The sequence below is a fragment of the Propionivibrio sp. genome (genome assembly GCF_049316945.1).
Lineage (GTDB): Bacteria > Pseudomonadota > Gammaproteobacteria > Burkholderiales > Rhodocyclaceae > Propionivibrio.
On the sequence record NZ_JBMOJE010000039.1, the window covers coordinates 1 to 22,097 of the forward strand.

The 22,097-nt window shown below is 57.2% G+C and carries 15 protein-coding genes; 7 read left to right on the forward strand and 8 right to left on the reverse strand.

The genetic code is table 11. The annotated features are described in order from the left end of the window. Nucleotides 1–212 precede the first annotated feature (212 nt). Nucleotides 213–617, forward strand: coding sequence for a hypothetical protein (locus ACOYNV_RS10695; RefSeq protein ID WP_422899761.1), 405 nt, complete (start codon nucleotides 213–215; stop codon nucleotides 615–617). Between the two features lie 267 nt (nucleotides 618–884). Here ACOYNV_RS10695 and ACOYNV_RS10700 read toward each other — a convergent pair whose 3' ends face one another. Further along, complete coding sequence (locus ACOYNV_RS10700; protein WP_422899762.1) at nucleotides 885–2,663, reverse strand: M61 family metallopeptidase; 1,779 nt, start codon at nucleotides 2,661–2,663, stop codon at nucleotides 885–887. A 156-nt stretch (nucleotides 2,664–2,819) separates the two neighbouring features. On the opposite strand from ACOYNV_RS10700, the gene ACOYNV_RS10705 reads away from it, so the two are divergent. Genes ACOYNV_RS10705 through sucD form a run of 3 tightly spaced genes read left to right on the forward strand, consistent with a single transcriptional unit; the run spans nucleotide 2,820 to nucleotide 5,458 of the window. Then, on the forward strand, nucleotides 2,820–3,335 hold the full coding sequence (locus tag ACOYNV_RS10705; protein ID WP_422899763.1) for a DUF2889 domain-containing protein: 516 nt from the start codon (nucleotides 2,820–2,822) through the stop codon (nucleotides 3,333–3,335). A 54-nt stretch (nucleotides 3,336–3,389) separates the two neighbouring features. After that, nucleotides 3,390–4,550 carry an ADP-forming succinate--CoA ligase subunit beta gene (gene sucC / locus ACOYNV_RS10710; protein WP_422899764.1) on the forward strand — a complete coding sequence of 387 codons (1,161 nt, stop codon included), beginning with the start codon at nucleotides 3,390–3,392 and terminating at the stop codon, nucleotides 4,548–4,550. An 11-nt stretch (nucleotides 4,551–4,561) separates the two neighbouring features. Continuing rightward, complete coding sequence (gene sucD, locus ACOYNV_RS10715) at nucleotides 4,562–5,458, forward strand: succinate--CoA ligase subunit alpha (RefSeq protein ID WP_422899765.1); 897 nt, start codon at nucleotides 4,562–4,564, stop codon at nucleotides 5,456–5,458. 314 nt (nucleotides 5,459–5,772) lie between these two features. Here sucD and ACOYNV_RS10720 read toward each other — a convergent pair whose 3' ends face one another. From ACOYNV_RS10720 to ACOYNV_RS10750, 7 genes are all read right to left on the reverse strand, one after another. Next, entirely contained in the window at nucleotides 5,773–6,948 is a 1,176-nt protein-coding gene (locus ACOYNV_RS10720) for a response regulator (RefSeq protein WP_422899766.1), read from the reverse strand. Beyond that, on the reverse strand, nucleotides 6,924–8,138 hold the full coding sequence (locus tag ACOYNV_RS10725) for an EAL domain-containing response regulator (RefSeq protein ID WP_422899767.1): 1,215 nt from the start codon (nucleotides 8,136–8,138) through the stop codon (nucleotides 6,924–6,926). Before ACOYNV_RS10725 ends, ACOYNV_RS10720 begins: the two co-directional genes overlap by 25 nt. Nucleotides 8,139–8,186: 48 nt before the next feature. After that, on the reverse strand, nucleotides 8,187–13,205 hold the full coding sequence (locus ACOYNV_RS10730) for a PAS domain S-box protein (protein WP_422899768.1): 5,019 nt from the start codon (nucleotides 13,203–13,205) through the stop codon (nucleotides 8,187–8,189). Between the two features lie 5 nt (nucleotides 13,206–13,210). Continuing rightward, entirely contained in the window at nucleotides 13,211–15,667 is a 2,457-nt protein-coding gene (locus ACOYNV_RS10735; protein ID WP_422899769.1) for an ATP-binding protein, read from the reverse strand. A gap of 108 nt (nucleotides 15,668–15,775) precedes the next feature. Further along, nucleotides 15,776–16,003: a hypothetical protein gene (locus ACOYNV_RS10740; protein WP_422899770.1), complete on the reverse strand. Its 228-nt coding sequence runs from the start codon at nucleotides 16,001–16,003 to the stop codon at nucleotides 15,776–15,778. Nucleotides 16,004–16,023: 20 nt separating this feature from the next. Beyond that, nucleotides 16,024–17,226, reverse strand: a complete 1,203-nt coding sequence (locus ACOYNV_RS10745) for a carbonic anhydrase (RefSeq protein ID WP_422899771.1) — start codon at nucleotides 17,224–17,226, stop codon at nucleotides 16,024–16,026. 41 nt (nucleotides 17,227–17,267) lie between these two features. Next, on the reverse strand, nucleotides 17,268–17,543 hold the full coding sequence (locus tag ACOYNV_RS10750) for a hypothetical protein (protein ID WP_422899772.1): 276 nt from the start codon (nucleotides 17,541–17,543) through the stop codon (nucleotides 17,268–17,270). A gap of 35 nt (nucleotides 17,544–17,578) precedes the next feature. Between ACOYNV_RS10750 and ACOYNV_RS10755 the strand changes: the two genes are divergently transcribed. From ACOYNV_RS10755 to ACOYNV_RS10765, 3 genes are all read left to right on the forward strand, one after another. Next, on the forward strand, nucleotides 17,579–18,538 hold the full coding sequence (locus ACOYNV_RS10755) for an ornithine cyclodeaminase family protein (RefSeq protein ID WP_422899773.1): 960 nt from the start codon (nucleotides 17,579–17,581) through the stop codon (nucleotides 18,536–18,538). Between the two features lie 168 nt (nucleotides 18,539–18,706). Beyond that, a complete protein-coding gene (locus tag ACOYNV_RS10760; RefSeq protein WP_422899774.1) occupies nucleotides 18,707–21,253 on the forward strand; it encodes a CHASE2 domain-containing serine/threonine-protein kinase in 2,547 nt (848 codons plus the stop codon). Between the two features lie 9 nt (nucleotides 21,254–21,262). Then, nucleotides 21,263–22,093, forward strand: a complete 831-nt coding sequence (locus ACOYNV_RS10765) for a Stp1/IreP family PP2C-type Ser/Thr phosphatase (RefSeq protein ID WP_422899775.1) — start codon at nucleotides 21,263–21,265, stop codon at nucleotides 22,091–22,093. The last annotated feature ends 4 nt before the right edge of the window (nucleotides 22,094–22,097 follow it).

Consider the following 22,097-nt stretch of genomic DNA (forward strand, 5'->3'; position numbering starts at 1 on the left):
CCCCGCGGGAGAAGGGCCGGGGATGAGGGCTTGCGACATTGGCATCACATCCAACGGAGGTTTTTAGGTTTATTGATCTTCGAATGGCCGCTATTGGTTTGATAGCCGGCGCCCGGCGGGGCAGGAATTTTGAGCTGTCTGTGTCGGCTGATGGCCGAATCAAGACGACCAGTTTTGCCGAAAGCTCCAAGCCAAAGGCATTGTGCGCTGCAATGCTGATTATCAATCACAAAATCTGGGTACCCATTCTTTCCCGTCTGACGCGCCGCATCGGCCAAGCCTTGAGTCAGCCGCTGCCGAAAGGCAACAAGATTGCTCATCATCTGGCGAATCCCTATCTGCAAGTGAATACGGCGCAACTCGCCGGCTGGCTGGAGGCGTATATCCACGAGCGGCTGTTCAATGAGCCGTTCGATCCGATGCGCGATGAAAGCTGGCGTGTGTTGCTGTTACAGCCGGTGATCGACCACAATACCAAGGTTTTTGCGATGGCCTTGATCGATTCGGAAGATCGGAAAATCGAGGGCGAAACCGAGGTGCGCCACCGCGCCTTGTCCGAGGTGCCCAAGCTGTCGATGAGCGAAAGAAGCTCGCTGCCGGTGATCAAGTGCATTTAGCGATTTACCCTGGCAGTACGTATTGCTCGGCGAGTTGCTGTTTCACGACTGGCGGAGCAAGGGCGCACGGCTGGCCGATTTGCTGGCGTTTGCGCGAGTGCGACCGCTGCCTACGTTTGCCGCACAAGGGCGTTTACCGCTGGTTTCTTGATCGCTCAGCTGCGCAGCCTGGTGCTGGCAGCGATCTTTCTTGGCGCTCTGCTCTGGAACCCGCATGGAATGGCGATCTTGCGTGCCATGCCTCTGAGAAGCTCGTATTTGCTCGATCTACAGTGGATAGGCGTGAAGACCCTTATCCAGAGCCGATCTTCGGCCAGTCTCCGTAAGTTTGGCCGTGTTGGCCTCGGGTGAATCGAGGCAAACCTTGAATTCCATCAACTCGTCGCGGCGGAAGGCGTGCACCGTGATGGTGTCGCCGAGTCGATGGCGGGCGAGTTGTTTTTCGAGCGTCGCCGGTGTCAGGCGCAGGCCGTCGATGGCCAGCAGCAGGTCGCCGGCGGCGAGGCCGGCCACCTGTGCGGCGCCGCCGGTGAATACGGTGGCGAGTTTTACTTCACTGCCCTCGTTCCCCGTTTTTACACCCAGTGAGGGCGTTTTCGCTTTCTCCCATTCCAGCTTCAGACCGAAGGGTGCCAGCAGTCTGGCCAGCGGCAGTTCGCCGGTGCCGTGCACCGCATCGGCAAAGAAACGCTTCAGATTGAGCCCGGACAGTTCTTCGGCAATCAGCCTGATGTCTTCCTCACCAACACCGATGCCGGTATTGCCGTGGCGCTGCCAGAGCGCCCGCATCACGTCGTCGAGTGAGATTTCCCCTTTTGTTTTGTTGCGTAGCGTGAGGTCGAGGGCGAGTGCAACCAGCGCACCCTTGGCGTAGTAGCTGACCACGGCATTGGGGGTGTTTTCGTCCGGCCGATAAAACTTGCTCCAGGCATCGAAACTCGATTTGGCCAGGGTCTGCTGCCGGCGGCCGGGGCCGCGCTGGACGTTGCTGATCGTTTTTGCGCTGAGTTCGAGCCAGTCCTTGAGTTCGATGGCACCGCAGCGCAGGAGGGCCAGATCGTCGTAATAGGAGGTGAATCCTTCAAACGCCCAGAGCAGCGTCGTGTAGTTCTCGCGATCCAGGTCGTATGGCATGAATGCGGCGGGCTTGATGCGTTTGACGTTCCAGGTGTGGAAGTACTCGTGGCTGCACAGGCCGAGGAGGGTGCGGTAGCTCTCGCTCATTTCCTGCATGCCGGGGTAAGGCAGGTCGTTGCGCGAGCAGAGCAGGGCGGTCGAGGCGCGGTGTTCGAGACCGCCGTAGCCTTCGCCAATGGCGGTGATGAGGAAAACGTAGCGCGACATCGGCGCCGGTTCGCCGAAGAAGCGGATCTGCCATTCGCAGATACGTTTGAGGTCGGCGCTGAGGCGCTCAAGATCGCAGTCATGACGACCGCTGATGGCGACCTCGTGGGTTACGCCGCAGGCCTTGAAATGGGCCAGAGTGAACATACCCATTTCGACCGGGTGGTCGATCAATTCATCGTAGTTGGCGGCGTGGTAGAGGCCGAAGCCGTGGCGTTCTGCACAATTTTCTTCCCCGTGCGCCGGTTCGAGTGCGGTGGCGATGCGCCAGTTCGGGTAATCGCTGCCTGCCGGTGGCTGGATATCGACCAGGCAGTGCGCGTTTTCCTGTCCGATTACGCGCAGGAAAACGCTGCTGCCATTGAAGAAGGCGTGAGTACGGTCAAGGTGGGCGCCGCGTACCGAGAGATCCCAGGCGTAGATTTCACAGGTGACAGTGATCGGCTCGGAGCTCTTCAGCGACGCGGCCTGCCAGGTGTGCTTGTCGATCTTCTTCAGGCGCACCGTCTTGCCACCGGATACAGCGCGGATGGTGACAATATGCCGGGCGAAATCCCGGATCAGGTAGCTGCCGGGAATCCAGGCCGGCAGTGCAAAGCGCTGGCCGGCCGGATCGGGGTTGGCCACGCTGCAGCAAACTTCGAAGGTATGCGCCTGCGGACGCAGTGGCTGGATGGAATAGCGGACTGGGGTATGTTTCATTTTTGGAGCTGCCAGGATGATGTCTGCACGATTGTACTTTCCATGAATGCCGGTGTTTTGTGATAAAGTAAAAAAAGAATCCTGATCACGCAATATTTACTTGTCATCCTAGGTTCAACGATGCCTCTTCCTCCGCCCAGCGCAGTGCGCACCCGTATGCATCAACGCAGCGTCAAGCTTGATGGGTTCAAGCGCGCTGACGGTTTGTGGGACATCGAAGCGCGCCTGCTGGATAGCAAAGACCAGGATTATCCATTGTCATCCGGCCTGCGCAAGCCCGGTGAGGCGGTGCATGACATATCGGTACGGGTAACCGTCGACGGCAAGATGAATATTATCGAAGCGGTGACCTCGGTTGATGCAACACCCTACATGGGCTACTGCGATACCAATCTGCCGGACTATTCGAGGATTGTCGGCTTGAATTTGTTCAAGGGTTTTCTCAAAGCGGTCAAGGACATGTTCGGTGCTACGCGTGGTTGCGCACACCTTAGCGAACTCCTGATGTTCCTGCCTACCGCCGCATTACAGACATTCGCCAGTGAAGTGGTTGATAATGCCGATAGCGAGCATAAGCCCTATCAGCTTGATCGTTGCCACGCACTGAGCTCGCATTCGGAAACGGTCCGGCGCTATTACCCGCGCTGGTATCGCAACCAAAACCCCGGGTAGGGGATCCTGCCTAAAGATGGTCAATCAACTCCTAAAACCAAGCAAGGAAAGCGCATGAAAATTCATGAATATCAAGGGAAGGAACTTCTCAAAAAATTCGGCGTAGTCGTTCCGCGCGGTGTTTTTTGCCAGTCAGTCGATGAGGCGGTCAAAGCTGCCGAGTCGTTGGGTGGCAAGGTCTGGGTCGTTAAAGCCCAGATCCATGCGGGCGGTCGCGGCAAGGGCGGCGGCGTCAAGGTGGCCAAGTCGCTGGACGAAGTGCGGCAGTACGCCGGACAGATTCTCGGCATGCAGCTCGTTACGCACCAGACCGGCCCGGTTGGCCAGAAGGTTCGTCGCCTGCTGATCGAGGAAGGCGCCGACATCAAGAAGGAATATTATGTCGCCGCGCTGACCGATCGTGCCACGCAGAAGGTCGCCATGATGGCTTCCTCCGAAGGCGGCATGGACATCGAGGAAGTGGCGCATAGCACCCCGGAAAAAATCCTCAAGGTCTTCATCGATCCGGCTATCGGCCTGACCGATGCACAGGCCAGCGAGCTGGCCAACGGCATCGGCGTTCCTGCGGCGTCCGTGGACAAAGCCGTTGAAGCGCTTAAAGGGCTGTACACCTGCTACATGGAAACCGACTCTTCGCTGGCGGAAATCAACCCGCTGATCCTCGAAGGCAACGGCAACATCAAGGCCCTCGACGCCAAGTTCAACTTCGACGGCAATGCGCTTTACCGTCATCCCGAAATCGTCGCTTACCGCGACCTTGACGAAGAAGATGCTGACGAAGTCGAAGCCTCCAAGTTCGACCTCACCTACATCGCGCTCGACGGCAATATCGGCTGCCTGGTCAATGGTGCCGGTCTGGCCATGGCCACCATGGACACGATCAAGCTGTTCGGCGCCGAGCCGGCCAACTTCCTCGACGTCGGCGGTGGTGCAACGACCGAGAAGGTGACGGAAGCCTTCAAGATCATGCTCAAGAACTCCAAGGTCAAGGGCATTCTGGTCAACATCTTCGGCGGTATCATGAAGTGTGACACGATCGCCAATGGCGTCGTCGCTGCTGCTCGCGAAACCCATTTGTCGGTGCCGCTGGTGGTGCGCATGAAGGGCACCAACGACGAGCTGGGCAAGCAGATCCTGAAAGATTCCGGTCTGCCGATTATCACGGCCGATTCCATGGCTGAAGCCGCCACCAAGATCGTTGCTGCGGTCAAGTAAGGAGCCACAATATGTCAATTCTGATCAATAAAGACACCAAAATCATCACCCAGGGCATTACCGGCAAGACCGGTCAATTCCACACCGAAAAGTGCCAGGAATACGCCAACGGCAAAAACTGTTTCGTCGCGGGTGTCAACCCGAAGAAGGCCGGCGAATCGATCTTTGGTATTCCGATCTTCGGCTCGGTCAAGGATGCGGCCAAGGAAACCGGCTCCACCGTCTCGGTCATCTACGTGCCGCCTCCGGGCGCTGCGGCCGCGATCTGGGAAGCCGTTGAAGCCGACCTCGATCTGGTCATCTGCATCACCGAAGGCATCCCGGTTCGGGACATGCTCGAAGTGCGCAACAAGATGAAGAAGAGGGAAGCCGCCGGTGGCAAGAAAACGCTGCTGCTCGGACCGAACTGCCCAGGCCTGATCACGCCGGACGAAGTCAAGATCGGCATCATGCCTGGTCATATCCACCGCAAGGGTCGTATCGGCGTCGTTTCGCGCTCCGGCACGCTGACCTATGAAGCCGTTGGCCAACTGACCGAAATCGGTCTCGGTCAATCTTCGGCGGTTGGTATCGGTGGTGACCCGATCAACGGTCTGAAGCACATCGATATCATGCGTCTGTTTAACGACGATCCTGAAACCGACGCCGTCATCATGATCGGCGAAATCGGCGGTCCGGACGAAGCCGAAGCGGCCGTCTGGTGCAAGGCCAACATGAAGAAGCCGATCGTTGGCTTCATCGCTGGCGTTACCGCGCCGGCCGGCAAGCGCATGGGTCACGCCGGTGCGCTGATTTCCGGTGGTGCCGATACGGCCGATGCCAAGCTGGCCATCATGGAAGAGTGTGGCTTCACCGTGACGCGTAATCCATCGGAAATGGCCAAGCTGCTCAAGGGCCTGCTCAAGTAAGGTTTGTTGTTTCAGCAAAAAGGGCAGACTTTGGTCTGCCCTTTTTGCTGGTCGGGATTCCTGTCGAGCGTTAATCAGCTCATTCTGGAGTCAATCCAACCGTTTCAACCTAAGCCGGCCGAGCCGGAACCAAAAAATCCAGGCAACGCGCACCGGTTTTCCCCCTTGCCCACTTGTGGGGCCGAGGAGAGGGGATTCTCCTGCGAGGCAAGTGTGAAATCCCCCTCCCCCAACCCCTCCCACTTGTGGGCGAGGGGAGAACGCAGAGCCGAGAGAAGGGCCGGGGATGAGGGCTTCCCTGGTGCCAAGGCGAACTATCCAGCCAGGAACCGGGCAACTTTTTCCAGGAATATCTCGCGCACCAGCGGCTTGACCACAAAATCAACCGCACCGGCCTTGAGACTTTCCACCACCACATTCTTTTCGCTCTGGCCCGTGATCATCATAACCGGGATGTCCGCAAACTCCGATGCCGCCTTCAACCTGCGCAATACTTCCAAGCCGTTAATCTCAGGCATCACCAGATCCATCAGAATCAGGTCGGGGCGCTTCTTGCTCAAGATGCCCAGGGCCTCGGCGCCACTGTCGGCAAACATCAGGTCATAGGGTTCATTTTCCATAATCTTGGCAAATAACTTTCGCTCATAATCATCGTCATCGACCACCAGCACCACAGGCCGAAAGGCATCGGCCAGCAACTTCAAGGCGCGCACCGGTTCCAGGTGTGGCGCGAGTTGTTGTTTCATCTCGCCGACCCATTGCCCAATGTTCTTTACAGCATCGTTCAGTGCAGCGAAGCCTTCACCCACTGACTCCGCTTTAAGCTGGTCGAGTCCCTGTTGCACCCGAGCGGGGTTCGGGATCCCCAGAGCATCGCCCAGGCGGCCTTGCGCCAGGTTTGTCGAGAAACTGCCGATCGCCGCATCGATTTCCCCTTCGGCTTGCTCCATGAAGTGACTGGCCTTTTGCGCAAGTAGCTGGCCTATGCAGATCTGCCGTTCCAATTGCTCCTCCAGTTCGGCGATACGCCGCGCCTGTCGCACCATCTTCGCCAGCGGTGCGGTGCCTCGCGTATGCTCCAGATCGCGCAGAGCTTGAAACACTGCCATCAGCAGGCGCGGTTCGTCATGGTGCAATGGCCAGAACAACGCATAGTCATCGAAGCGCTCCTGACGGCACAACTCATAAACCAGATGCTCCTCGTCCTTGCGGCAAAGGATCAGGGTACGGTGTGGCAGGGTATGCACCAACTTGCTCGAGCGATACAGATTCAGGTAGTAGTGCTTGGCTTTTCCAAGGGTGTTGAAGGCCAGGATGAGGACGTCGGGTTTGCGGCGTTCAAAATCCTCGACCGCCAGATTCGCTTCTGTTGAAACAAAAACGTTCTCGAATTCGGCCAGCAGCAACTTTCTGACCAGGTCTGCATCCGAAGCAATATTGGTAACGACGAGAATGCGGGCGTTCTTCACTGCAGAACCAATTCTGGACAACGCCTTTTCCAGTCAACCAGCCAGGCGGGCAGATCCTCAGCCGGCATGGGCCTGGCGATGAAGTAGCCCTGGGCCAGATCGCAGCCCTGATGGCGGACAAAATCCCAATCCGCCCGGTCTTCCACACCTTCCGCCACCGATTCCATTTTGAGCTGAGTCGCCAAGCCGTGACTGGCGTTGAACATGGCTCGTTGCGTATCGTTGGCCCAGGCACCATGGACGAAGCTTTGATCGATCTTGAGTTCAACGAAAGGAATGTTACGCAGTTGGGTAAGCGAAGAATTCCCGGTACCAAAATCGTCGATCGAGAGGCGAAAGCGTTTCAGATGCAGCCGGGTCAAAATTTCGAGCGGCACGCGCAGATCGGTCATCAAACGGCTTTCCGTCACCTCCAATACCACCTCCTGTGGAGGAACGCCGGCCTTGCTCGTAAGTTCGACAACATTGTTCAGGAAATTCAGCGAGACCAGGTTGTCCATTGACACATTGACCGCTACCCGTAACGGCATCCCCGCATCCCGCCAGGTCCGCGACTGGTTCAGAGCGCCCGACAGAACAACCCGGGTCAACTCGTCGATCAGGCCGTGCTCCTCGGCCAAAGTGATGAACTTGTCCGGGTATACCATGCCATCCGAAGGGTGACGCCAACGCACCAGGGTTTCTACGCCGACGACTTCACCCGTCGCAACGTCCACCTTCGGTTGATAATAATTGACCAGTTCGCCGCTGACCATGGCCTCACCCAGTTCCTCCGCACTGTATATTCTTTTCGCTGCTTCAATGGCCACTTGTGCTGGCGGCATCCACTTGTCGATCAACTCAGCCAGCCTCGCCGGTATAACCGGCTTGGTCAGATAGCCAAGCACCGAAATTTTGTGCGCCCGCACCAGTTTCTCGACAGACTGCAACACGCGTTCATCTTCCCCACTCACCAGAATTAGCGCGCCTGAATAATGATGTTCGACCAGATGCCGGACGAACTCGACCCCGTCCATTTCCGGCATGTTGATATCCAGCAAGATCAGATCGGGATGACAATTGGTACGATCAAGCAGCTCCAGCGCAGCGCGGCCATTGTCACAGGTAGAGACCGAGGAAAAACCGGAATTTTCCAACATGCGACACAACAGCTTGAGCATGAACGGTTCGTCATCAAGCACCAGAATCCTGATTGCGAATTTATTGTTCATAAAGCTACCTTTCCATATTTCTTTGATTCTTTAACCCCTGCATTCACTTCAATACGCATCAAGAAATGCTTCAACACTCGCCAGCGCTTGCTCAAACCTGGGCAACAGCAATGCCAGGGTTGCAGCATCACCGCACTTGCCCATCTTCTCCATTTCGTCACATAGATCACCTAACGCCAGGGCACCCACCGAACGCGCCGAGGACTTGAGTTTGTGCGCTACCATCCCGGCTGCCGACGCCTCGCCTGCCACGCAGGCGGTGCGAATCTGCACGGCTATCCCGAGCGCGCTGAGGCGGAAGTCATGCAGAAACTCACGCACAATCGCTTCATCGTCGCCGATCAATGCCTTGAGCACATTCACGTTAACCGCGACCAAGGCTCCCCCAGTAAGTAGTGGTGCAGGCAACGAGATGTTGCATGATGCTGCTTCAGCAGTCAGCGGTTCAGAAGTAACAATGGGCAACCATTTTTCCAGCATTGATATCAGATTGACCAGTTGCACCGGCTTGCTTACATAATCGTCCATGCCCATGGCCAGACAGCGTTCAACCTCGCCCTTGAGGACATTGGCCGTAAAGGCGATGATCGGCATGCGGGTGTTGCCGGATTCAGCCGCGCGGATAGCGGCAGTCAATTCATAGCCATCCATCCCCGGCATGTGCAGATCGGTGATCAGAATGCCGAAATCGCCGCTCTTCCAGAGACTCAGCGCCTCACGCCCATTGTTGGCGATGACGACAGCTTGCCCGAGCAAGTTGAGTTGTTGCAGGATGACTTTCTGGTTGATCTCGTTGTCTTCAGCAATCAGGATCAGACGACCCCGTAGACGCGCCTCTGTGCCGGATAGTGGCAGGAGTTTCGCTTTGGCAATGCCGGGCAGACCTTCGCCGTCAGCTTCTTGCGCTCGTCCAGCAGCAATCGCCACCGCCTTCAGCAGCGCCCTGCGCGTAAGCACATTACCCTCCAACAACACCATATCTGTTCCCTCCTGGCGGAGGCTTTGACGCTGCCCACGCCCGATGACGACAAAGTGGATTTCCTGGCCCGGCTGAGCGCGGGCTGCTGCACGCAGATCATCCAGCGGAGGGAAAGTGCCTTCGGTATCAATAACGACGATAGTCAGGCCGGATGGACGGCTGGCCAGGTATTGCCGGGCGCTCGCCAGATCGCTCGCCCGATCGATCACCGCTCCAGCCGCGGAAAGATAGGCTGCACAATCGTTGGCGATCCCCTCCTGGCCAACCAACACCAGGCAAGACAGCCCTTCGACGAGCCCGAAGTCGGGTTTTAGTGGCGCATGCAGGGCCAATTCCTGGCCTGCACTGTGGCGTTCAATCGGCATCGCGAAAGGTATGCGCAAACTGAACAGTGAACCCATCCCCGGCTCGCTGCGTACGATGATTTCACCACCCATGATATTGACCAACTGCCGCGAGATGGCCAAGCCAAGCCCGGTTCCACCGAAAGTCCGGGTGGTCGAACTGTCGGCCTGAATAAAGGCAGTAAATAAGCGTGCCTGCGTTGCCTCATCAATGCCGATGCCGTTGTCGGTTACATTGAACTCCAGCATAACCTTCTCCGCACTGCTTTCAACGAGCAGGGCGCGTACCGACACCCGTCCCGTTCGTGCTTGCCCGCTGGAAAACTTGATGGCGTTGTTGGTCAGATTGATCAGTATCTGGCGTAGTCGCCCCGGATCGCCCAGAACCTCGGCAGGAATGGCCGGATCGGCGAACAGCGTTAATTCCACACCTTTCTTCAAGGCCATGCGGCTCATGTTTTCGCACGCCGCTTCCACCACATCGCCGACCGACATGGGGATGGATTCAATCTGAAGCTTGCTGGCCTCGATCTTGGAGAAGTCAAGAATGTCGTTTATCACGGCCAACAGTGCAAACGCCGATTCGTGGATGATGTTGGCCATTTCCATCTGAGGTTCATTGAGACTGCTCTGCTGCAATACGTCGATCATGCCGATCACGCCGTTCATCGGCGTGCGGATCTCATGGCTCATTGTGGCCAGAAACTCAGACTTGGCGAGGTTGGCCTTTTCGGCCACGAACTTGGCGCTTTCAAGCTCGACGTTATTTTCCTGTAACACCTGATCCAGGCGTTTGCGTTCAGTGATGTCGCGCGCTGCGGCGAATACGCCCTGCAGCTTCCGGTTCCGGTCGTAGAAGGTGGTGGCGTTCAATGACACCACCGTTTCCTTGCCCTCCCTGGAGCGCGCGGTGAGTTCGTAGTCAGTAAGCTTCTTGTCACTCAGAACCAGCTTGATACTCGTTTCGGCTCCCTCCGGGTCGGTGAAGTAACTTTTTAATGGCGCACCGATCAACTCGTCGCGCGTGCAGTCGGTGAGCGCCTCCATCTGTTTGTTGACGTCGGTAATAATGCCGGAGGGATCGGTGGTCATCAGCGCATCAATGTTCGATTCAAACAGGGAGCGCGTATAGAACTGATGGTCGCGCAGACGCTGAGCCAGTTGTTTCTGGTCGGCCTCGATCTCCTTGCGCGCCGTATTGTCAGTGCCGATCAGCAGATAGCCGATGATGCACTCTTGCGCGTCGCGCAGTGCCGTCACCGAGACGACAGCAGGGAAGCGGCTGCCGTCCTTGCGAATGTAGGTCAGCTCGTAGATGTCCTCGATACCGCGTGAGGCCTTGAATACCAGAGCCTCGAAGCCTGGTGCAATCGGCGTTCCAAGCTCGATGCTCAGGGCTTTGGCACGAGCGATTACTTCCTGCGGATCGGAAATGTCGGCCGGTGTGATCTTGTTCATCACTTCAGCCGCCGCAAAGCCCAGCATGCGCTCGGCGCCGACGTTGAAAATCTGGATGACACCATTGGCGTCGGTGGCGATACTCGAAAAATTGGCACTGTTGAAAATCGCGTTCTGCAAGGCCCCGGCCTTGAGCAAAGCCTCTTCAGCCCGCTTGCGCGCAGTGTTGTCGGTGCCAATCAGCAGATAACCAATAATGCCTTCCTGTGCATCACGCAAAGCCGTAACCGACACTACCGCAGGGAAGCGGCTTCCATCCTTGCGGAAGTAAGTCAGCTCGTAGATGTCCTCGATGCCGCGCGAGGCCTTGAATACCAATGCCTCGAAACCCGGTGCAATCGGCGTGTCGAGTTCGATGCTCAAGGCCTTGGCACGGGCGATTACTTCCTGCGGGTCGGAAATGTCGGCCGGCGTGATCTTGTTCATCACTTCGGCGGCGGTGTAACCCAGCATGCGCTCGGCACCGACGTTGAAGATCTGGATGACACCCTTGGCGTCGGTGGCGATACTCGAGAAATTCGCGCTGTTAAAAATCGCACTCTGCAGCGCTCCGGCCTTGAGCAATGCTTCTTCAGCCCGCTTGCGCGCGCTGTTGTCGGTACCGATCAGCAGGTAGCCAATGATAGAGTCCTGCGCATCGCGTAACGCCGTAACCGACACCACCGCCGGGAAGCGGCTACCATCCTTGCGGAAGTAGGTCAGTTCGTAGATATCCTCGATGCCGCGTGAGGCCTTGAATACCAAAGCCTCGAAACCCGGTGCAATCTGCGTGTCGAGTTCGATGCTCAACGCCTTGGCACGGGCGATCACTTCCTGCGGATCGGAAATGTCGGCCGGCGTGATCTTGTTCATCACTTCGGCGGCGGTGTAACCCAGCATGCGCTCGGCACCAACGTTGAAGATCTGGATGACGCCGTTGGCGTCGGTGGCGATACTCGAGAAATTCGCGCTGTTGAAAATCGCACTCTGCAGCGCTCCGGCCTTGAGCAATGCCTCTTCAGCCTGCTTGCGCGCGCTGTTGTCGGTACCGATCAACAGATAGCCAATGATAGAGTCCTGCGCATCGCGCAGTGCCGTAACCGAAACCACCGCCGGGAAACGGCTGCCATCCTTGCGGAAATAGGTCAGCTCGTAGATGTCCTCGATACCGCGTGAGGCCTTGAATACCAAGGCCTCAAAGCCTGGTGCAATCGGCGTTCCAAGCTCGATGCTCAGGGCTTCAGCACGTGCGATCACTTCCTGCGGGTCGGAAATGTCGGCTGGAGTGATCTTGTTCATCACCTCTGCCGCCGTATAGCCCAGCATACGTTCGGCACCGACATTGAAAATCTGGATGACGCCCTTGGCGTCGGTAGCGATACTCGAAAAATTCGCGCTGTTGAAAATCGCACTCTGCAGCGCACCAGCCTTGAGCAATGCCTCTTCCGCCCGCTTGCGCGCGCTGTTGTCGGTGCCGATCAGCAGATAGCCGATGATGGCGCCCTGGTCATCGCGCAGTGCCGTAACCGAAACCACCGCCGGGAAACGGCTGCCATCCTTGCGGAAATAGGTCAGCTCGTAAATATCCTCGATGCCGCGCGAAGCCTTGAATACCAGTGCTTCAAAACCCGGCGAAATGGTCGTACCGAGTTCGACGCTAAGCGCTTCAGCACGTGCGATCACTTCCTGCGGGTCGGAAATGTCGGCCGGCGTGATCTTGTTCATCACCTCTGCCGCCGTGTAGCCCAGCATACGTTCGGCACCGACATTGAAAATCTGGATGACACCCTTGGCGTCGGTAGCGATACTCGAAAAATTCGCGCTGTTGAAAATCGCACTCTGCAGGGCTCCGGCCTTGAGTAGCACTTCTTCAGCTTTCTGGCGTTCGGCGACGGCGATTTCCAGCAGGTCTCGCTGGGTCTCGACCACCTTGCGCAACCGTTCACGCTCAATAAGATTGAAGATACGCTGCTGGGCTATTTCAACCTTGATCGGCTTGGTAATGTAGTCGGCAGCGCCCAGTTCCAAGCCCTTTACTTCAGAGTCCATGTCATTCAACGAAGTCACAAAGACCACCGGGATTCGCTTCAACTGCGGTAGTCCCTTTAGCCGCCGGAGGGTCTCGAACCCATCCATTTCAGGCATCATCACATCGAGCAGGATTAGATCGGGGGGTGATTCCGTGGCTAGTTCGATCCCCATCGACCCCGATGTGGCAGTTTGCAGATCGAAGCGGGTTTCCAGCGCCGCACCCAACAAAAACAGATTGGCTGGCGTATCGTCGATGGCCAAAATTCTCGGGCGCATATCTGTCATGTCAATTCGCTTTCACTTTGTGTGACTACAGCTACCAGATGGTGCAATCCTTCGAGTGCCAGATCGAAGCGAAATGTTGCCAATATCCTGCCGATATCATCGATATCCTTGACTATATCAGTACCCACCGCAAACGTCTGCAAATCCTTGAAGCGAGTGATGGCATCGAATTTATTATGCGCAAGCAAAGGGGTGATCTCATCCACAAGGGCAAGAAACTGAAGCCTATCCAGCGGCTTCGCAACAACGGTCAGCGGCGTTTTTTCCGGCGCAGGCTCGGACAAGTCAGACACCTTGCGCAGCCACCTGCCAAGCGCCAATTCCAGAGCATCCTCATCAACCGGCTTGGCAAGGAAGTCGTCCATGCCCACGGCCAGGCAACGGGCACGATCTTCGGCGAACCCATCTGCCGTCAAAGCGATGATGGGCAGGCGCGGACGGCCGTTTTCAGTCTCCCATTGCCGTATCCGCGCGGTGGCTAAATAACCGTCCATAACCGGCATGTGGATGTCCATCAAAACGACATCAGGCACATCACCACGCATTACTGAATCGACAGCCTGCTGACCGTCCTCGACGTACGAAACGCACAAACTGGATTTGCTCAGCAAAGCCTCGATGACTTCTCTGTTGGTCAGGTTGTCCTCGACCACCAGTACGTGACCACCTAAGCACGATGGCGCAATAACAGGCTTGGGGCCTTCACTAACCGAACGCTCCGCAGCCCGGCTGTTTTCCCCTGCAGGAACGATGCCGGCGCGAATGCGAAACCAGAATCGGGACCCTTTGCCATGTTCGCTCTCGACTCCGACATCCCCCCCCATCAGTTTGGCCAAGCTAAGCACGATCGAGAGACCGAGACCGGTACCGCCATATTCGCGGGTTGTCGAACTATCGGCCTGCGAGAACGAGTGAAACAGCAAATTCAGCTTTTCAGGAGGAATGCCAATGCCTGTATCGCTGACCGAAAACTCAAGCAGGGCTGTCTCGCCATCACGTTCAACTTCGGCAACTCCAATACGGACATTGCCCTGCCTGGTGAACTTGATGGCGTTGCCGACCAGATTGGAAAGCATCTGACGCAGTCGATAGGCATCTGCCTGATAGCGTTGGCCGGCCTGGACATTCCCTTGCGATTGGCCTGCCAGTTGCAGATCCTTGTTTCTGGCCAATCCGGAAAATAGCGCTTGCGTTTCCTTGACAAGCTGTCCGGGTTCAAAAACGGTGGTTTCAAGTTGAATTTTGCCGGCCTCGATTTTTGAGAAATCAAGGATATCGTTGAGCAGGGTCAGCAAGGTCTGACCGGAGTTCAGAATGGTCCGAGCGTAAGCCTGTTGATCGCATTCGCGCAGATTCGGCCGCAGGAGAATCTGCGCCATGCCGAGAATGCCATTCATTGGTGTGCGGATTTCATGCGACATGGTGGCCAGGAAACGGCTCTTGGCCAGGTTGGCGGCGGCAGCGGCGGCCTCTGATTTCTGTAAAGCCGCGGTGCGCTGCTCGACTTTTAGTTCGAGTGTGGCCTCGGAAATCCGGAGCGTGTTGACCATCACCGCGAAAACGCTGGCCAACTTCCCTACCTCGCCGCTTTCCAAGTGCGGTACTGAAATATCCAGATCGCCGGATTCTGAAATTTTCTGCACAATCCCGGTCAGTTTGGCCAACGGTTCGATTATCTGTTGTGAAACCTTGCGCGCCCAATAAACGACCGCCAACACCAACAGCAGACTACCTAAACCATAACCAAGTAAAAGGGGCTGCAACTTGTGCCCGAATGGGTATATTCGATCCTTGGCAACAACATATATCGGGAATGGCACAGCGCCAGTATTTCCCTTGAAAAGGAGCGCATTGGCTGTATTCGGCAAAGACGTCGATGCCTCTGACGCATCCACGCTTACCAGGCTTTCGGAAGTACCCGCCCGCGCCAGCGCAACGCTGTCCAGTTCGAGATCCTTGGGCAGCGAGTGCAAGAGGTCATACAGATCTAACTGAGCCACCATGACGCCCTCAACAGTACCGGTATAAGGGAACACAACCCCCTGATAAATCGTCCATGCCAAATGGCCATTTTTCAGGAGAGCCAATTCTCTGAGTGTCTTTCCCTCGGCGATAACTTGTTTGAACAGCGGTGAGTTGGCGTGACATTCAGACAATTCTGAACGTATTCCCGCCAGACGCTCGCCGTTAAGGTCGCACAGCGCAAGTCCGCTGACCGCAGCAATGGGAAAACGGTAGTTCTCGATGAAGGGGGTGACGTAGGCATTCCGCCCCGGCGAATCGAGCAAGGCCGACATGAACATCGAATTTTTCGACAGGTCGTAAGTTGCGCTTTCAACTACGCTGATCGATCCCTCGACACGCTCCGCCAATCGGCTGGCTTTTTCTTGCAGTCGTTCCTGCAGGGTGGCTTGTTCGACCCAGTAGATCACCGCCAGGGAAATGGAAGCCACCACCAGACTGCTGACAATGGCAATCAGCGCAGCGCAAAGGTATTCGCCAGGCTGCGACGGTCCCAACTCAGCAAGGCTTTGAAGTTCATGGGATAACCTCCGGGCGGCTCAGCGCTTTTTCCTGGTGAGTGGTTCGATGGGTTCGATGCTGCCGTCGCCGGCAAAACGAGCCATGAATACATCATTGATCGACAGCGCATCATGGCGCTTGGCGGTGAAGGGTTTGTCGAACTTCCCAAGCAGACCTGTGTAGGGGCCCAGATTCTCCAGTGCGTTGCGAACGGCCTGACGATCCGTACTCCTGGCCTGCTTGATGGCCTTGGCCAGCAAATGCACCAGATCATAACTGGTCCTCGTCAGCGCGACTCCTTGATCACCCGGCTATTCACCGCCTGAACCGGCCGCACGTTGTTTTTGTAGATGGTTCCGAAGCCGGCCAGTTGCTCCCTGGAAACCTGCATCGGCGTCTTCAACACCAGCCATAGCACACCTTCGGTGCACGGCGGTGTGGTCAGCGAGCCGAGGAAAGTGTAGTAATTCCGTTTCGCCGGGATGAGCAGGGTCGGGTCGATTTTGATCTCGGGGCGGGTGACCGGCTTGCCCTTTTCCAGCGGCAGGTTGGTCCACAAGGTGCGGATCAGATTCTGTTCCTTGCCGGCCTCCATCATGACGGCAACCACGGCGAGCTTGCCGGCCTTCGACTGATGCACCAGATGGACGACCATCGCGTAGGTCTTGCCGTTGAGCTTCTCCTCGCTGGGCTTGTGAAAGTGGAGTTGCAGCAGTTCGTAACTTTCGCCCTCGACGGTGATGCCGCCGGCGTCCGGGGTGTCGACCTTGATACTGTGTCCGTTATCGACAATCGAAAGCGGAACCGGCTTGTAGGCAAACTGGATAGGCGGCAGGTCGGCGCGAATCGTCTTGCGAATGTCAATCGGCGATTGCCTTTGCCCCACGCTGCAGGTCACGAATTCATTGCCCAGACTGCCCCATTTGTCGGCGCCGGTGTTGCCGGTGTAGCTCCAGTGCGGTGCTTCAGCGGGCGCATTATCCCTTGACTTTTTCCCGCCCTTTGGTTTGTCGTGCGTTTCCGGTGCGGGGGCTGGCACGGCGGGTGGGGGTGCGACCTCCTTGACGGCGACCGGCTTGTTCCGGTGCTTGCAGGCGTAGCTGAAAACCGCTTCGAGACTGGAGTCCGGAATAATGGGTTTGGGCTCGCGGCTGTCGAAATTTTCGCTCTTCAGTTCAGTTCCGTCGGCGGTCGTGTAACTGCGCTGAATCGGGGCGGCAAGTTGTTTATCGCATTGAAACTCGGTCAGTACGGTCAGCCGGCTGAACGAAAACGCGCCGGAGTCCGGAGTCTTTGGCCTGGCATGGATCTCGCGGTGCCAGATGCGCAATTTGCCGTCGCTGGCGGAATGGATGCTGCTGGTGTCGACTTCGATTCGCGCCTGGTCCCTGCTGCTGATAGCCACCCACTTGGCAGCCTGGGCCGGCGTGGGCAAAAGTGCCGCGAGAAGCAGGAGAGTAAATGGAGATGTTCTGTGCATGGCGAACATGAGATCGAGACTTTCCAGAAAACAGGCTTGTGGTCAGGGGATTATCCTAAAAACCGCAGTTCAAACCACGGCGACACGGCGGGCACAGCGAAAAGCTGCTGCGAAGCAAATACTCGTGGGGTGCTCAGTTTTTCAGGATTTAATGGCTCGCACAAAGGGTGAAACATGAAAACATTGCAAGCCATTATTTTTCCGTTGTGTTCGTCGTGTTCGCTGTGGTTAACTGCCTTTTCATGATTATAGACGCTTTGCCCAAAGCTCATGGCGTGCAAGCGCCGGCGCTGAAATGCCGGTAGAATCTCCGCTCTGATCGTCATTCAACGGCACTTGTCACAGCTTTTCTGGAGGATGTATGTCTTTGTTTTTGAATGAAACGGATGTTCGTCAGTTGCTGACCATGCCACTGGCCATCGAGGCCGTGGAAGAGGCGCATCGTGAGCTCTCACTCGGCCAGGCCATCGACGTGTCACGCCAGCGTACACGACTGCCACAGACGGCACTGCACCTCCTGCAGGGCGCGTTGCCGGGGCGTGATGCCATTGGCTACAAGGCCTACACCAGCAACCGTTCGGGCGTGCGCTTTGTGGTTCACGTTTTCAGCGCGTCGACCGGGGTGCTGCGCGTCGTACTCGAAGCCGATCTGCTCGGCATGATGCGTACCGGTGCGGCTTCGGGTGTGGCCACGCGCTGGCTGGCCCGTCCAGATGCCGAAATCCTGGGTCTCTTTGGCGCTGGCTGGCAAGCTGAAGGGCATATCGAGGCCATTGCCGCGGTGCGTCCTCTGCGCCTGGCCAAGGTTTTTGCCCGCAACCCGCAACGCCTGGCCGAGTTTTGCGCAAAGATGTCGGAGCGTCTCGGGATTGACGTTGTCGCCGCCTCGTCGGCGGAAGAAACAGTGCGCGGCAGCGATATCGTCAGCACCGTCACGACGGCGGCGACCCCCTTGTTTGACGCCAACTGGCTGTCGCCCGGTACCCACATCAATGGGGCGGGCTCCAATTCAGTGATTCGTCGCGAGTTGGGCGAGGACGTGCTCAAGATCAGTCGTCTCATCGTCGTCGATAGCGTGGAAACAGCGCTCAAGGAGGCCGGCGATCTGCTGCCAGTGCTGGAAAAGGGACGCCTGAGCGAGCGCCAACTGGTCGAACTCGGCGACGTGATTATCGGGCGTCATCCAGGCCGTCGCACGCCGGATGAAATCACTCTATTCGAGTCACAAGGCATGGCCATTCAGGATATTGCGTTGGCGGTGCGGATCGAGGCTTTGGCGCGAGAGCGTGGCCTGGGTGTCAAATTGCCCTATGGCGGCTAGTTTTCGTAAGGCATTGATTGACTGATCTCTAGCAGTACTGTAAGAATGCACAATAGACGGCTGATTCTGCTCCCCATTTAGATTATTGCAGGGGGCGATGAGCGGATAACAAGGGCGGCAGTTGGGTTGAAGAGACCGTCCTTATCGACGCGCTACTAAGGGATGCGAATGCGCAAGAGGGGATTCTGGAAGACCGACTGGTTCCTGGGCCTGGTGGTAAGTTGCGTCATGCTTGTTGCGGCCAGCAGCGACTTGATTCGCAGCCTGGAGCGCAAGGCCTATGACCTCGGCGTTCAGGCGTCGAGTCGGACCCCGCTTGATCGTGTGGCGGTGATCGCCATTGACGATGCCTCGGTCGCCAATCTCGGACGCTGGCCATGGCCGCGCGATCGCCTTGCCAAAATGACCGATCTGTTGGCCGCCGGCAAGGCCAAGGTGGTAGCCAACACTGTCTTCTTTTTCGAACCGCAGATTGATCCCGGCTATACCTACGTCACACGATTGCTCGATATTCACCGGCAGGCTTTGGAAAACAATGAGTCATCGCCGGCCATGGAGCAGATCGGCGGCGTGCTCAACGAAGCCGAACTGGCGTTGAATACCGACCGCATTCTGGCCGCGAGCATCGGCAAGGCCGGGAATGTCCTGATGCCCATGCTGTTTGTGCTGGGTGAGCCAAGAGGTCGTCCGGACAAGGCTTTGCCGGAGTTTGTCACGCGCAACAGGCTGACACAGGTTGCGGACAAGAACGGTGATGTCTGGCCAACCCTTTCGCTGCAAGCGCCGATCGAAGCGCTTGGCGTCAACGCGGCGGCCATCGGCCACCTAAATGCCAAGGTTGATGTCGATGGCGCCATTCGTGCCGAACCCCTGGTGCTGCGCCACTACGATCAGTATTACCCTTCGCTGTCGCTGATGATTGCGGCCAGGAACCTGAATCTCGGGCCGGCCGATGTGCGGGTGACGCTCGGCCAGCAAGTTCGTCTGGGGAATCTGCGTATCCCGACCGACGCAGAAACGCAGATGAACACCTTTTTCTACAAGGATGGCGACGGGAAACCCGCGTTTCAGGTCGATTCCTTTTATGACGTGCTGACGGGCAAGATTCCCGCCAGCAAATACCAGGACAAGATCGTTCTGATCGGAGCCACCGCCTCGGGTGTGGGTACTACGCAGGTGACGCCGGTGTCGCCTGCGATGGCCCCGGTATTGACGCTGGCGCATGCCGTTTCAAGCATTCTGCAGGAACATTTTTTCGTTACGCCGGAGTGGGGGGTGTGGGCTTCGCTCGGCGTTTTCGTTCTGGTTGCCGTGTATCTTATTGCCCTTTTGCCACGGCTTTCCGCCGGCGTTGGCGCCATGACCACGGTGCTTATCCTGGCGATCCTGATCGGCGCGCATTTTGCCCTGATGATCGGCAGTGCGCTGTGGATTCAACTGATGGCTTCGGCGTCGCTTTTACTGGTTGGACACCTTCTGCTGACCACCAAGCGCTTCCTGATGACCGAGCGCGGCAAGGAAAAATCCGAAGCCGATTCGGCTGAATCGAACCGCATGCTTGGCCTCGCTTTCCAGGGGCAGGGGCAGCTCGACATGGCCTTCGACAAGTTCCGCAAGTGCCCGCTGGACGATGCGCTGATGGAGAATCTCTACAACCTGGCGCTCGATTTCGAGCGCAAGCGGCAATTCAACAAGGCTGAAGCTACGTTTCGCTACATGGCCGACTACAACCCGAAGTTTCGCGATCTGGAACAGCGTCTCAAGCGCGCCAAGGTAATGTCCGAAACCGTCATGCTCGGCGGTTCGGGCGGCCAGGCCAACGCCAGCAACATGATGCTTGGTGGCGGACAGGTCGAGAAGCCGATGCTTGGCCGTTATCAGATCGAAAAGGAACTGGGCAAAGGGGCCATGGGCGTGGTCTATCTTGGCCGCGATCCAAAGATCAATCGTGTGGTGGCGATCAAGACCATGGCGCTGTCGCAGGAGTTTGAAGACGACGAACTGGCCGAAGTGAAGGCGCGTTTCTTCCGCGAGGCAGAAACCGCCGGGCGTCTGAACCACCAGAACATTGTCACCATGTATGACGCCGGTGAAGAACATGATCTGGCCTTTATCGCCATGGAATTCCTCAAGGGCCGGGATCTGGTGCCCTACACCAAACCCGACCACCTCTTACCGTTGCCGCAGGTGGTGAGCATCCTCGCCCGGGTGGCCGACGCCCTGTCCTACGCGCATGGCAACAACGTTGTTCACCGTGACGTGAAACCGGCCAACGTGATGTATGAACCCGAGTCGGATCAGGTCAAGGTAACGGACTTCGGCATTGCGCGCATCACCGATTCGTCAAAAACCAAGACCGGCATGGTGCTCGGAACGCCAAGCTACATGTCGCCCGAGCAGTTGTCGGGCAAGAAAATCGACGGACGTTCCGATTTGTTCTCATTGGGTGTCACGCTTTACCAGATGGTCTGCGGCAAGCTGCCTTTTGTCGGCGATTCAATGGCGCAACTGATGTTCAAGATTGCCAACGAAGCGCAACCCGATATCCGGAGCATGAATCCGCAGGTGCCGGATGGACTGGCGGCGGTTATCGACCGTGCTCTGAACAAGGACATGGCGCAGCGCTACCAGACCGGTGACGAAATGGCGCGCGACTTGCGCGCCTGTCTGCATCAGGAGCCGGCGCAACATTCTGATGTCGATTTTTTATTATAGGGAGATGATGTGGTCAGCACGCTAAACTGCGCCCTTGAAATCGTTACCCGAACTGATCCGGGGATGGTTCGCGGACATAACGAAGATGCAGTATTTGCCAATCCCAATCAGGGGTTCGTGATACTGGCCGATGGCATGGGCGGCTATAACGCCGGCGAGGTGGCCAGCGGCATGGCGACCATGTTGCTATCCACCGAGCTCGAAACGGCGTTTGCCGCCAAGCCCCCCTACGAAATCGACAGGGCGAGCGGACAGGTGTTTGCCCAGCGCTGTATTCTGGACAAGGTGGCGGCAACCAACCTGGCTATCTATAACACGGCGCAAAGCCAGCCACAGTATTCCGGAATGGGCACCACGCTGGTCACCGCCCTGTTTTACGACAACCAGGTGACCGTGGCGCACATTGGCGATTCGCGGCTTTACCGCTTGCGTGGCGATACGTTCTGTGCGATCACCCGGGACCACTCGCTGCTGCAGGAGCAGATCGATAGCGGCATGATCTCTGCCGAGGAGGCGCGCTTCTCGCAGAACAAGAACCTGGTAACACGGGCGCTGGGCGTGGATCCCGAAGTTGTAACCGAAATTCACGACTACCCGGTGCAGCCCGGCGATATCTATCTGTTGTGCTCGGACGGGCTCAACGACATGGTTGAGGATGAGGAAATCCAGCTTACCCTGCAGATGCTCGCCGCCAATCTGGAACTGGCGGCGACGCAGCTCATTCAAATGGCCAACGATAATGGCGGACGTGATAACGTCTCTGTAATACTGGTCAAGGTTCTACGCGAGTTTCCTGCTGCCAGGGGCTGGTGGTCGAAATTTATGGCATGGTTTAGATAAGGAC